Annotated in this window: 11 protein-coding genes; 6 read left to right on the forward strand and 5 right to left on the reverse strand. The window is 31.7% G+C overall.

Annotated features, from left to right (window positions below):
- Nucleotides 1-22 precede the first annotated feature (22 nt).
- The 3 genes from Q0P94_RS03955 to Q0P94_RS03965 form a co-directional block, all read right to left on the reverse strand.
- Nucleotides 23-1,021 carry a tRNA-dihydrouridine synthase gene (locus Q0P94_RS03955; RefSeq protein ID WP_295114010.1) on the reverse strand — a complete coding sequence of 333 codons (999 nt, stop codon included), beginning with the start codon at nt 1,019-1,021 and terminating at the stop codon, nt 23-25.
- Between the two features lie 107 nt (nt 1,022-1,128).
- Complete coding sequence (oadA, locus tag Q0P94_RS03960; protein WP_295114012.1) at nt 1,129-2,841, reverse strand: sodium-extruding oxaloacetate decarboxylase subunit alpha; 1,713 nt, start codon at nt 2,839-2,841, stop codon at nt 1,129-1,131.
- A 181-nt stretch (nt 2,842-3,022) separates the two neighbouring features.
- Nucleotides 3,023-4,117: an inositol-3-phosphate synthase gene (locus tag Q0P94_RS03965; protein ID WP_295114014.1), complete on the reverse strand. Its 1,095-nt coding sequence runs from the start codon at nt 4,115-4,117 to the stop codon at nt 3,023-3,025.
- 152 nt (nt 4,118-4,269) lie between these two features.
- Between Q0P94_RS03965 and Q0P94_RS03970 the strand changes: the two genes are divergently transcribed.
- The 4 genes from Q0P94_RS03970 (at nt 4,270) to Q0P94_RS03985 (ending at nt 8,804) form a co-directional block, all read left to right on the forward strand.
- Nucleotides 4,270-5,112, forward strand: coding sequence for a UbiA family prenyltransferase (locus Q0P94_RS03970; protein WP_295114016.1), 843 nt, complete (start codon nt 4,270-4,272; stop codon nt 5,110-5,112).
- A gap of 12 nt (nt 5,113-5,124) precedes the next feature.
- Nucleotides 5,125-6,840 (forward strand): glycosyltransferase family 39 protein, encoded by a 1,716-nt coding sequence (locus Q0P94_RS03975; protein ID WP_295114018.1) that lies wholly within the window; start codon nt 5,125-5,127, stop codon nt 6,838-6,840.
- Between the two features lie 128 nt (nt 6,841-6,968).
- Nucleotides 6,969-8,510 (forward strand): NERD domain-containing protein, encoded by a 1,542-nt coding sequence (locus Q0P94_RS03980; protein ID WP_295114020.1) that lies wholly within the window; start codon nt 6,969-6,971, stop codon nt 8,508-8,510.
- Nucleotides 8,511-8,624: 114 nt separating this feature from the next.
- A complete protein-coding gene (locus tag Q0P94_RS03985; RefSeq protein WP_295114022.1) occupies nt 8,625-8,804 on the forward strand; it encodes a 4Fe-4S binding protein in 180 nt (59 codons plus the stop codon).
- A gap of 37 nt (nt 8,805-8,841) precedes the next feature.
- Here Q0P94_RS03985 and Q0P94_RS03990 read toward each other — a convergent pair whose 3' ends face one another.
- The gene (locus tag Q0P94_RS03990) at nt 8,842-9,894 is read right to left on the reverse strand and encodes an N-acetylneuraminate synthase family protein (protein ID WP_295114024.1); all 1,053 of its coding nucleotides are present in this window, start codon (nt 9,892-9,894) and stop codon (nt 8,842-8,844) included.
- Between the two features lie 8 nt (nt 9,895-9,902).
- A complete protein-coding gene (locus tag Q0P94_RS03995; protein WP_295114026.1) occupies nt 9,903-11,564 on the reverse strand; it encodes a cytidylyltransferase domain-containing protein in 1,662 nt (553 codons plus the stop codon).
- A gap of 87 nt (nt 11,565-11,651) precedes the next feature.
- Here Q0P94_RS03995 and hypD point away from each other — a divergent pair, with 87 nt between their 5' ends.
- The gene (gene hypD / locus Q0P94_RS04000) at nt 11,652-12,698 is read left to right on the forward strand and encodes a hydrogenase formation protein HypD (protein WP_295114061.1); all 1,047 of its coding nucleotides are present in this window, start codon (nt 11,652-11,654) and stop codon (nt 12,696-12,698) included.
- A gap of 5 nt (nt 12,699-12,703) precedes the next feature.
- Complete coding sequence (locus Q0P94_RS04005; protein ID WP_295114028.1) at nt 12,704-13,408, forward strand: phosphoglycolate phosphatase; 705 nt, start codon at nt 12,704-12,706, stop codon at nt 13,406-13,408.
- Nucleotides 13,409-13,416: the final 8 nt, after the last annotated feature.

The raw sequence follows: 13,416 nt of genomic DNA on the forward strand, positions 1-13,416 counted from the left end.
AAAAAGAAATAAAAAAACTTGTTTAATATTTAAAACAGGTACTGGTCTTTTTAGAGTAACAATTATTACAACTTTGACAAATCGAAACTCCCTCACCATTTGCTTTCCATTCTGCTAAAAAGTCAGATTGAGCAACAAACGGTTTTGACATTGACATGAACTCCACATCACTATGATTTAAAACATCATTCATTGATTTCATGTCCCTTAAAGATCCTCCCAAAATTACCGGAATATCAATTTCATCAATTAATTTATCCACATAAACCAAAAACGGATTTTTTTCTGCACCATCATAAAGATAAGAGATTGTACGTGCTGTCAATTGTATGCTGTCGGCACCGGCTTTTTCAAGCTCTTTTGCAACTTTAATACTTTCTTCAGCAGTCATTCCATCCTTTCTCACATCCCACGGATTGATTCTGATACTTACATGCATGTCCATGGTTTTTTTAATGACTTTAATAATTTCAGATGCAATTCTAACACGATTTTCAGTGCTTCCACCATACTCATCATTTCTTTGATTGAAATATGGATTGATGAATCTTGTCAAATAAAAATTATTTCCCATATCAATTTGAATTCCATCAAAACCCGCAAATGAGAATTTTTTAGCAGCCATAATCACTTCAGCCTGCAATTTTCTGATTCCTTCAATGGTCAAATCATTTGGTTCGGCTTTTTGATTGTCCCCATCATCATAGTAGAAAAATGCCAATTGGCCAAGAATCGGAACGTTGTGATTGTGACAGATATCAGTAATCATCTTATAATCTTTTACAAATCCAATATAATTCAAGCTTGAAGAATATGGAGCAAAACGGTCTTTATGATCTATTACAAACATTTCAGACACTATTAATCCTACTCCTGAGCTTGCAATTTTTTCATATCTATCATAGATTGCAGGTGAAAGAAATCCTCCTTCTTCTGTTTCTGTTTCCCATGTACCAGTCCTAACAATTCTACTATTAAGTTTAAAATCCCCAAATTGAACTTCATCAAAAATATCCTTCATAATATCACACATAACTACTATTATATAATAAGAATAAGTATTTAAAATATCAAGTAAGTTTAAAATTACCAAAAAAAAAATTTTAAAAAAAAGTAATGAAAGGTAATCTATTTGATTACCATTAAAGTATCTCCAGCACTTACAGCATCACCAGGTTCCACAAAAATTTCTTTTACTTCACCATCCACTTCGGATTGGATGTCGTTTTCCATCTTCATAGCTTCAATGACACAAATTGTAGAGCCCTTAGTTACTTTATCCCCAACATTTACATTGAGTTTGATTACCATACCTTGCATAGATGAAGTTACACCACCTTCAACCGGTTTGAAATTGCCAGATTCAGTTTCTTCAATTTCCATAAATCCGGTAGGCATGATTTTAACTTCATAGGAATCCCCATCAACTTCAACATTATATTGAGTTGGAATTCCAATACCCTCATTTTCATCCATTAAAGTAGGTGCTTTAAGTTCTTCTTCTTCAGCTTCACCTTTAAGGAATTTAGGTGCAATTGGAGGATATAACGCATAAGTCAATGCATCTTCATCAGATTTGACAAATCCTTCTTTTTCACCTTCAGATTTGAATTTATCGAATTCAGGTTCTAATAAGTCGGCAGGCCTGCAGGTAATTACCTCTTCATCACCAATAATTCTTTTAGATATCTCTTCATCCACAGGTGCAGGAGGTTTACCATACATTCCTTTCATGTATTCTTTAACTTCATTAGATACGGTTTTATATCTTTCTCCACCCAACACATTCATTACGGATTGAATACCAACAATTTGACTTGTCGGAGTGACGAGAGGCGGATATCCCATGTCTTTTCTTACACGAGGCATTTCTTCCAATACATCATTGTATCTGTCAAGAGCATTTTGCTCTTTAAGTTGTGAAATAAGATTAGAAAGCATTCCACCAGGAATTTGATATAATAAAACATCAGCATCAATACTTTCAGAAATAGGGTCTAAAATTCCAGCATATTTTTCTTTAATATCCTCAAAATATTTTTTAATATGGGTCAATAATTTTAAATCCAATCCAGTATCATACTCAGTACCCTGCAATGCTGCAACAATACTTTCTGTTGGTGGCTGGGAAGTTCCCCAGGAGAGAGGTGAAATAGCAGTATCTAAAATATCTACACCTGCCTGACAAGCGGCATAATAACTGATTGGAGTCATTCCACTAGTACAATGGCAATGCAAGTCAACAAGCAAATCAGTCTCTTCTTTCAATGCAGAAACTAAATCATAAGCTGCAGCAGGAGTTATTAAACCAGCCATATCTTTGATAGCTACTGAATCACAATCAAGTGCTTCCAAATCCTTTGCTAAATTGACAAAATCATCTAAAGTATGTACAGGACTTATAGTATAACTTATTGTTCCTTGAACATGAGCTCCTTGATCTTTAGCAACTTTAATTGCTTTTTCCATATTTCTAATATCATTTAAAGCATCAAAAATTCTAAAAACATCTACCCCATTTTCATAAGATTTTTCCACAAATTTTGTTACAACATCATCAGGATAGTGTTTGTAACCTACTAAGTTTTGTCCCCTTAAGAGCATTTGAATAGGAGTATGATTAAATTCAGATTTTAGTTGTCTTAATCTTTCCCACGGGTCTTCGTTCAAATATCTGATACAAGTATCAAAAGTAGCTCCACCCCAAGCTTCAACAGAGAAATATCCAACTTTATCCATCTCTTCTGCAATTGGAATCATATCTCTTGTTCGCATCCTAGTTGCTAATAAAGATTGGTGAGCATCACGAAGTGCTGTTTCTGTAAATCTTACTTTTGCCATTGTTAATTACACCTCTTTCAATTTTTTTATTCATAAAGTAATCTTAAATTATCCAACTATAATATATGTTTTTATTATTATATAAATTATAAAGATATTTTAATACAATTGCAAAAAAATAGTAGTTAAAAAAAGAGAGCGTAATATTAAAATTTAAATAAAAAAAATAAAAATTGAAAAATTATCTTTCTAATTCGCCAGAAATGAATTTTTCAACGTTTTCATATGCTTCATCATCAGAGTATTGAACAGGAGGATGTTTCATAGTATATGAAGAAATAGAAGTTAATTGACCACCAATACCTCTTTCCAAACCTATTTTACAACATCTTACAGCATCAATTACACAACCTGCAGAGTTTGGAGAATCTTCCACACTTAATCTGAGTTCAATATTCATTGGAACATCACCAAATGTACGTCCTTCCATTCTGAGGAAACATAACTTATTATCATTTTGCCATGGGACATAATCACTAGGCCCAATATGGATATCGCGATCATCCATTCTTTCAGTTAAAACTGACTGAACAGCTTCTGTTTTAGACTCTTTTTTGGAATCCAATCTTTCGCGATTAAGCATATTTAAGAAATCAGTGTTACCACCAGTATTGATTTGATAGGTCTTATCTAATTTTACACCCCTATCCATAAATAAACTAGCTAGTGTTCTGTGAGTGATAGTAGCACCAATTTGAGCTTTAATATCATCCCCTACAATAGGAATTCCTTTTTCTCTAAATTTAGCATCCCATTCATCATCACTAACAATAAATACAGGCATACAGTTTACATAAGCAATTCCCGCATCAAGAGCACATTGTGCATAATATCTTGCTGCTTCTTCAGAACCCACAGGCAAGTAGTTAACTAATATTTCAGCACCACTTTCCTTTAAGACACTTACAACATCAACAGGCTCCTCATCACTTACTACAAAAGTGTATTCATCATCATAATTAGACATATGTTCTGCAACACCATCTAAAACATGACCCATACTTACTTTAACATTATATTTTGGAATATCTTCCTGGAAAACAGTAGTACAGTTAGGTTTTGCAAAGATTGCTTCATCAATTGTTTTTCCAACTTTTCTTGCATCAACATCAAAAGCTGCAACAACATCAATATCACTAGGTTTATAACCTCCAATTTCCCAATGCATGAGTCCTATTGCATCTTCTGGTTTTTTACCATCATAATAATGAATTCCTTGGATAAGTGAACTTGCACAATTTCCAATTCCAACAATAGCTATTTTAATTTTGTTCAAATATAACACCAGCTAATAATTTAATTTAAGTAATAATTTTATTAAATAAAATACTAATATTATGTATATACTAAAATTATATAAAAGTATGCTTTATTTATTTAAAGCAAATGAAAAAATTTGAATTATTCAGAAAATATAGAGAGATAAAAATGAATCCATATATTGAAATCCTAAGGCCAGGAAATGCATTGATGGGGGCAATAGTCATTATCTTAATAGCCATTATAGATAAAACTTTTAATATTCCCCTGCTTCTTGCATTGCTTGCAGTATTCTTTGAAACCGCTGCGGGAAATGTAATAAACGATTATTTTGATTATAATATAGATTTGGTAAATAAACCAGAAAGACCAATACCTTCCGGAAGAATATCCCTTAAAAATGGAAGAAACTACGGTTACCTATTATTTGCACTTGGAACAATCTGTGGTTTTTTAATAAGTTATCTTACCAACAATTGGATTCCATTCCTCATAGTATTGTTGGCTGATGTGGTGCTTTACTTATATGCCTACAAATTAAAGTCAACACCTTTGATTGGAAACCTTGCAGTGGGATTCATGACAGGATTTGGATTTGTATTCGGAGGATTTACATTAAATAACGAAAGCATAATTCTCACATCAATATTTTTAGGATTTTTTGCATTTGTCATGACTACTGCACGTGAACTTGTAAAGGATATTGAAGATATGGAAGGGGACAAATCCGAAGGCGCAAGGACATTGCCTATATTATACGGCGAAAAAATAACAGCCATATTGGCCGTGATATTGATAATTATAGATTGTGCGTTATGCCCATTGCTGTATTTCTATAACATTTTCGGATTTTATTATCTACCAATCATAGCAATTGCAGTTTTATTGTTCCTATACTCCGCTTTATTAATCATTAAAAATCAGAAAAGAACCACGGCGGCCAAAGTTTCAAAATATTTAAAAATGGGAATGTTGATTGCATTTGTTTCATTCATATTTGGATCATTTTAGAGAGGCAATACAATGAATTTTCATGAGCACAAAAGAGACATAATTGCCATTTCATCATTATTAGCGATTGTAATAGCCATTACATTATTGTTGCTTAATATTGATTTGAAGGTTGGAGTATACTATGTCAGAGACGTATTTTTCTACCTGAACAACGCATTGTTTTACTCAGGTTATGACACCGGATTAGCGAATACACGGGGATTATCACCATTAATTCCTATGATAACTTCCATTTTTTTCAGGATGGGAATCATATCAGACGGAACAATTATTATAGTAAGCAGCGTGTTTTACATATTCTCTGCTTTGGGAATGTATTTCCTATTGAGATTGAGATTTGATGAAATTTTAAGTTTCACAGGATCAATGCTTTTATCAACATTTCCACTAATCGTGGTTTGGGTTACAAAAGGAATGCTGGACATACCAGGATTATGCTTATCTATCTGGTCAGTCTATTTTATGATTTTAGCATTTAGAAAAAACACCAAATATTTTTACATTGCATTCCCTCTGGTTATCTTCGGATTTTTCACAAGGTTTACAGTATTTTTAATGATTCCTGTGCTTTTAATTCAATTTTTCCTTGTTGAAAAACCAATTGAATATATCAAAACAAATATTAAAGATATTATTATTGGAATGGGTCTTGGAGCTGTTGTTTTAGCAATATTTATAGGAATTTACCAATATTTAAATATAGGAATGTTTTTCCTAAGCCAGGGCGAAGACATCTCAGGTTCTACCCATGCAGTTATTGATATGACCTACAACAATTTATTCTATTACATTAATAACTTTATGATTTATCTCGGAACTTCTAACTTCATACCATACTCATTGAAACCAGGAGCATTTGTAATTGCCAAAATGCAATGGATTGGAGGATACCCATCAATTGTTTCCTACATATTAATAGCAGTTCTCATAATCGGATTAATATTATACCTTAAAAAATTATTCAGTCAAAACAATATAGAAATAATGAAAAAAAGGAAAAATATTTTAAAAATCGGAATATTTGTCCTGGGATTAGTAATATTCTTAGCCACATTTATTAAAGTATCCATCATATTATCAATAATTATTGCTTCAATATCTCTTTTAGCACTTTATAGGGCATTATACAAAACAGATATGGATTATTTCTCATTTGATTTCATTATGATTTATTGGTTCGTTATCAATTTTGCATTCTTTACATACCACCACATTAAAGTAGACAGATACTTTATTCCTATGCTGCCAGTTGTAGTATATTTCATCATACTATCATTAACATTAATCTTTGATAAATTGAAATCCGTGAAATATATGGATAAAATTAAGGTTATAGCACCAATAGCATTGATTTGTTTAATATTGATATCTTCTGGAATTTATGCATTAGGAAATTCCCCACATACATTTGACAATCAAATGCATCCAAACTTTAAAACCGCTGCTTCAGAAGAAAAGGCCGTGGGTGAGTGGCTGATGAATCATGATCCCCAATACTTGAACAAAACCATATGGGCAGATCGTGGAGGAGACATGTCATTCATAATGAAAATGCAGATTCCATCATATGAAAAGACATCAAATGAAACAAACTTTACAGACGAGATGGTGAAAAATAAAGTAGATTATTTCATTGCAAAGGACAATAAAACAATAAACGAGCCTTATATAAAAATATACCAAAACGGAGAGGTTAATCTGTATAGTTACAAAAATTTAAAATAGTTTTTAGGATTATCTTGAAAATTGAAATAATTTTCATGAAATTATATTAAAAATCACCTTACTTTAGAAACATATATAATAAAAAAAATAAAAAAATAATATCATAACAAGTAATTAAAGAGGATAATATGAAAGTTGTATGCTGTAAGAACTGTGGTGCAAAATACCAACTCGATGATAACGATGATATAAGTACATTCGAGTGTTCTTCATGTGCAGGAGAGCTAGAATATTTAGAAGAGTATTCTGATGAGAGCAAAAAATCTCATTCATCCTTTATAGATTCATTCAGATATGACAATTCATATATCGTTCAATGTGAAGATTGTGGATTGAAATATAAAATTAAAAGTAGCGATAGCATACTTGATTACGAATGTGACAGTTGTGGAGGTTCTTTAAGATATCTTGATGATGATATGAATAAGGAACTCGACAATTATCTGAAAGAAAGGAAAAAAGAAGTTGCAAAATTCAGAGAACAAACTAAATCTAAAGAAGCTACACCAGAAGAACCTGAAACAGAAGATAACATATCCTTAAAGTCAATTACTAATAAACTAGAAAACTTTTTTTCAGAAGAACATATGTTAGAAATTGCTGATGATGAGAAAAAACAGCAAGAAGCAGAACTAGAAGAAATTCAATCTGTTAGAACTGCTAGAACTACCATACCTCAAGCTGTCATGACTAAATTTGGAAAAGAATTTGCAGTACCAAAAACTAATGACTACAAAATCATGAAAAATTTCCTTAAAGATGAATTTATGAAAGGAATCAATGAAACTTATCCAAAAATAGATCATAGTAAATCTAACAATTCTTTCGGAAGTTTTATAGATAAAATTAGTATTAAAGAACCAACTGAAGGTGTTGAAGAATCAAATATTTCATTTATTGAAAATGGAGGGCCAGAATTTAATATGCCCAATATGGATTCAAATTCTACATTCATTGCTATTGGAGCGGTCATATTCATTTTAAGCATAATTGAAATTTTAATAATCAATAGCGGAATAGGTATCTTCACTTTGTTTGTCGGTGTGATTATCTTAATTTATGGATTTTATAAAACTCGTGATGTACAGGAAACTGAAGAAAGAACAAGAATTATCAGAGAACATTTATTAACTCTCCCTGATGATTATTATGTTTTCTACAATGTCAAAACTCCAACTTCTTCAGCAAGTATTAACCATTTGGTAGTTGGTCCAACCGGAATATATGCACTTCTTTCACAGAAATACAATCCTACACTTAGATTGGAATCAGAGAATGAAAATTTAAGCCTTATAAATTCCAATGAATTGGATGAAGATAGAATTGAAGAAGTCCTCACCCCTGAAAACAGAAGTAAATTTAGATATACTACTAAACAGGCTAAGTTCTCTCAAGATAATAAAATCAAGCAAAAGGCATTGAGTTTAGGTGAGGATTTAATTAATTTCCTTAACGACAACAATATTAGAAACTGTTTTGTCGAACCGCTAGTCGGATTCATTAACAATGAAGTTGTTGTAATCAATATGCCTTTAACCGATGAAGACTTGTTTATCGAAGAACTATTGAATAAAATCGAAACCAGTACAATAAAATTAGATTCTGAAACAATAGACAAATGTGCTGTTTTAATTAACAAGTACTCTGCAGATTGTTCTTCAGAAATTTAATTTCTTTTTTTATTTTTAATTTAAACTTTCATCAATAAATTAAATTAAAAAAAAAATTATATTTAAATAGTAAAAGTTTAATAAAAAAGTATATAAAAAATTGGAGATTATGAAATGGCAGATATTACAATTGATAGAGAAAAATGTGACGATTGTGGAGATTGCACTGATGTTTGTCCTATGGAAGTTTTAATTCTTAAAGATGGAAAACTTACTATTAACGACCCAGATGAATGCAGTTACTGTGAAACATGTGTTGACATGTGTCCTAACGAATGCATCACAATCGAATAAATAAAATTACTTTTAAACACCACATCACCAACCATTATTATTTTAACATCCCAAAATCTATTAATGTATCTTTTGAAATATTGATATTTGCAATTTTCCCGACAACGTCATCTAAATCAGCAGGAGAAATTCCAGTACCTGGCCTTTTAAATGTAATGTCCGACTCATCAATGAATTTACCCTTTTCAATATCATTTTTAGCAACAATAGAACGTCTAAGCTCTTTTCTTGTAGAGGATTCACAGATTAAAGGCTGTTTATTTATGCGACCATTGATTTTAGATAAAAAAACAAGATTATTTTTTAATTTGACAACATCCTCAGGATCCATTGCATGATTATGATCATTACCAGGTAAAGTTTTATCTAATGTGAAATGCTTTTGTAAAATAACAGCACCATAATTGAATGCAGTAGTTAAAATCATCATGTTTTCATCAGATTTTGTATGGTCAGAATATCCTATTTCATAATCAGAGAAATTATTGACGAGATCTTTAATCATCAAAAGATTTGCATCCTCATAACGAGTAGGATGTGACAAAACGCAATGCATAATTGCAATGTCAACGGAGGAAACATCTTCAATTGCATTAATTGCAGCTTTAATTTCATTTAAAGTGGATGCTCCAGTAGAAAGCAATATCGGTTTATTTTTAGATGCAATATGTCTGATAAAAGGAATATTTGTTAAATCTGAAGAAGATATACTGAAAACATTCATAAATTCATCCAAATAATCAGCAGACTCAAAATCATAAGGAGTAGATAAAAACATGATTCCTACATCATTACAATAATCAGATAACTCCTTGAATTCGGAAACCCCAAATTTGCCATATTTTTTAAATAATTCAAATTGAGAATCAATAGGTTCATCAGAAAAATCCCAACAAGTGGAATCTTTTAAAGCCAAAACATTTTCCAAAGTATATGATAGAAACATTACTGCATCAACACCGCATGATTTTGCCTCATCTATCATTAGTTTTGCAGCATCCATTTCAGACAATCCCTCTTTTTCAGCAATGTCAAAAAAGTTAAATCCAATGTCTGCAATTAAAAATGGCTTTTTATTAAAAATATTCAATTTAAGACCTACCTGTTCAATATAAATTTCCTATATTCTTCTTTTATGACAGAATAAACATTATCAAATCCATTTTTCAAATCAACCGCTAACATTTTTTCATTCATTTCAAGTCTTTTTTCAAAGTTATTGACAAGAGCCACAAATTGTTCCATTATCTCATTTTGGCTTATGTTAGAACCTAAACCTAAATTAATAAATCCTGTAACATCACCACAGAATACATGAGTCAATTCACGTTCATCCTGACTTAGGCAAATTGTTGGAACACCTAATGAACATACATCATATGTTGGTTTGCCTGCAGATGTGAATATGATATCTGCTTTAAACATGAACTCACTGATATTTGAAGTATCAGTATAAACTTGAATCGCAGGATTAATTTCAATTTTAGATATGAAACCTTCCTTATCAGGATAGTTCAATCCTAAAATAATATTAATTCTACCATTAAAATTAGTAGCTAAAATAGAATTCAACACTTTTTCAGTTAAATTATCAGAATCCGCCCTATCAAAATATATCAATACATTATTTACTTCATTAGTAATTATCTTTTGAGGTTGGAAATAAAATTCTTCCTTTAAAATGTAATACTTATAACCTGTGAAAATATTTTTTTGGGATGAATCCTGTTCATATAATGAATCAAAAACGACATCAGCAAACTCGCTGCCGACACCCAAATCCTCAAAGTTTACAACAAAATAGCCTTCATTTTTTAATTTGAGAATATAATCTGAAGAAGTATCCAAAATATCATTAACAACAATATGAGGGCTGAACTGTTTTAATTTTTCAAACAATTCATCTTCACCATCATAAACATGGAAAGGATATTTATATTTATTTAAAATATTAATACCTAACTGACGGGATTCTTCAATAAGAAATAAAATATCATGAAAAAATAATTTTGAAGCTATGGATAAACATCTGTCCAGATTTCTAGTCCCCATCTCATCGTTTGCATCAACTACAATAGCAATTCTTTTCTTTTGAAGATAATTTTCTGCAACCAATAAATCTTCATTGTCCACAATGTTTATACTTTCCTTCTTAGACAATTCTATTAAATCTATATTAGTTCCAAGACGGGAATTTTCATAGACAAAAGACCTTCGCGTAGCCAATAAAGAACCTGTCTCTTTAAAAGATTTGGGAAGCAAATCTCTTTCAACCCTTTTGATATATAATGGAAAATACCTTTGATTTTCTTCATCATACCCCCAGTTCAAATGCCTATCGTCCACAACAGTAACTACACTATCAATAGCAAAATCTTCAAATTTTTCAATAGCATTATCTAAGGTTTGTGTTTCAAGCAAAGGAGCTGACGGCTCGAGGGTGATTACAATATCATATTCATCTAAAGCTAATTTTTCTTTTTGAATCATTGCATTGTATATAAGCGCATCAATTGAAATTGGCTCTTCGGAATCATTTGAATACCTAAATACACTAGCTCCAAATTTTTCGGAAAGCAACGCAACTTCGGAATCATCAGTAGCAACGACAATATCATCAACATACTGAGAATTCCTAGCAGTCCTGATTGAATAAGAAATTAAGGGCTTATTTCCTAATAAACGCAAATTTTTACGAGGAATTTTACCCGAACTGCTTCTTGCTGGAATTACTACTAAAATTTTATTATTATTAAACATAACAATCCCTAAAAATTACATAAAATTTAATTAATACAAATAAATATATTTATAATGTAATATTAAATCTTCGGTGTTAATATGAATATGAAAAATATGTCACAAGAATTATTAAAAAGAATTAACGAATTATCAACACCCGTAAAAATAATGCACGTTTGCGGGTCACATGAACACACAATAATGGAAAATGGTATAAGAAGCCTGCTTCCAGATGAAGTTGAAATTATTGCCGGGCCGGGTTGTCCTGTTTGTGTAGTTCCCTCCCGTGAAATTGACGAAGCTTTGGAACTTATTGACAAAGGTGTTACAATCACCACCTTCGGAGATATGCTAAGAGTTCCTGGTTCTGAAAGGTCCCTTGCAGATGCCAAAGCTGAAGGAGGAGATGTTAGAGTAGTATATGGAATTAACAGAGCTATAGAAATAGCTGAAAAAGAAGATAATGACGTTGCTTTTATCTCTGCAGGTTTCGAAACAACAGCACCTACAACTGCAGCAGAACTATTGGCAAAACCTCCGGAAAACTTTTCAGTACTTTCATGTCACAGATTAATTCCACCTGCAATTGACTTTTTAATCAATTCTGGAGAGACAAGTTTGAATGCATTGATACAACCTGGGCACGTATGTACCATTATTGGAACAAGACCATTCGAATATTTCTCAACTGACTTTGGAATACCTCAAGCAGTAGCAGGATTCAACCCATTAGATATATTAATGTCTGTTTATATGATTTTGAGACAAATTCACAACGAAACACCGAAAATTGAAAATGAATACAAAAGAGCAGTTAGGGAAGAAGGAAATGAAATTGCTCAGGACATGATTGACCAAGTATTTGATGTAACTTCAAGAGAATGGAGAGGATTTCCAAAAATACCTAATTCAATTCTAGAAATTAAAGATGAATTCTCTGAATTCAATGCACGTGAAAAATATGACATTGAAGTAAAAGACGTTAATGAAGCCCCAAAAGGATGCATCTGCGGACCAATTTTAAGAGGTCTTGCAAGACCTGAAGACTGCAAACTCTTCAGAAAAGCCTGCAATCCATTACATCCTATTGGAGCATGCATGGTTAGTAAAGAAGGAACATGCAATATTGCGCACAGATACTCAAGAAAGTGATTAAAATGACAATAGAAGCAATTGCAGTAGATATCGACGGTACAATTACTGATGAAAAAAGACAGATTTGCATCTCAGCAATTGAAGCATTACGAAAAGCAGAATCTAAAGGCATTCCAACAATCATCGTTACCGGAAATGTAGTTAACTACGCTTATGCAACAGAAGTATTGATAGGATGTAGTGGAGGACTGGTTGCGGAAAATGGAGGAGTTGTTTTCAAAGAAGGTGAAAACAACAATGCCGTCGAAACAATGGTTGAAAGAGACTTCGTTGATTCCGCAGAAAAACATTTAAAAGAGAAATTAGGTGATAAATTCCAAAGACATGCTTCCCACGACAATATGTATCGCTTGACAGAAACAGTATTCTATAAAACATTAGCACGAGAAGAACTTGAGGATGCATTGAAAGATTTCAAATACATTGACCAATTAGAACTCTACGACAGCGGATTTGCCTTACACATTACTGACAAAAGAGTAAACAAAGGAACTTCACTAAGATATTTATGTGAAAGAAATGGAATTAACATGAAAAATGTAATGGCAATAGGCGATAGCGAAAATGATGAAGATTTTTTAAAAGAAACAGGATATAAGATAGCGGTTGGAAATGCTGAAGATAAACTAAAGCAAATAAGCACATACACCTGTGAAAATAAATTTGGTGACGGTGTTGCCGAAGCTATTGAGAAATTTGCATTATAAGTGATAAC

This window comes from uncultured Methanobrevibacter sp. (assembly GCF_946184425.1).
Classification (GTDB): domain Archaea; phylum Methanobacteriota; class Methanobacteria; order Methanobacteriales; family Methanobacteriaceae; genus Methanocatella.

What these genes read in the sequence shown, in the direction of transcription:
- Q0P94_RS03995 (WP_295114026.1), bottom strand. Translation starts at nt 11,564, where the DNA reads ATGTTTAATAATAATAAAATTTTAGTAGTAATTCCAGCAAGAAGCAGT.
- Q0P94_RS03975 (WP_295114018.1), top strand. Translation starts at nt 5,125, where the DNA reads ATGAATTTTCATGAGCACAAAAGAGACATAATTGCCATTTCATCATTA.
- Q0P94_RS03985 (WP_295114022.1), top strand. Translation starts at nt 8,625, where the DNA reads ATGGCAGATATTACAATTGATAGAGAAAAATGTGACGATTGTGGAGAT.
- Q0P94_RS03980 (WP_295114020.1), top strand. Translation starts at nt 6,969, where the DNA reads ATGAAAGTTGTATGCTGTAAGAACTGTGGTGCAAAATACCAACTCGAT.
- oadA (WP_295114012.1), bottom strand. Translation starts at nt 2,841, where the DNA reads ATGGCAAAAGTAAGATTTACAGAAACAGCACTTCGTGATGCTCACCAA.
- Q0P94_RS03970 (WP_295114016.1), top strand. Translation starts at nt 4,270, where the DNA reads ATGAATCCATATATTGAAATCCTAAGGCCAGGAAATGCATTGATGGGG.
- Q0P94_RS03955 (WP_295114010.1), bottom strand. Translation starts at nt 1,021, where the DNA reads ATGAAGGATATTTTTGATGAAGTTCAATTTGGGGATTTTAAACTTAAT.
- Q0P94_RS04005 (WP_295114028.1), top strand. Translation starts at nt 12,704, where the DNA reads ATGACAATAGAAGCAATTGCAGTAGATATCGACGGTACAATTACTGAT.
- hypD (WP_295114061.1), top strand. Translation starts at nt 11,652, where the DNA reads ATGAAAAATATGTCACAAGAATTATTAAAAAGAATTAACGAATTATCA.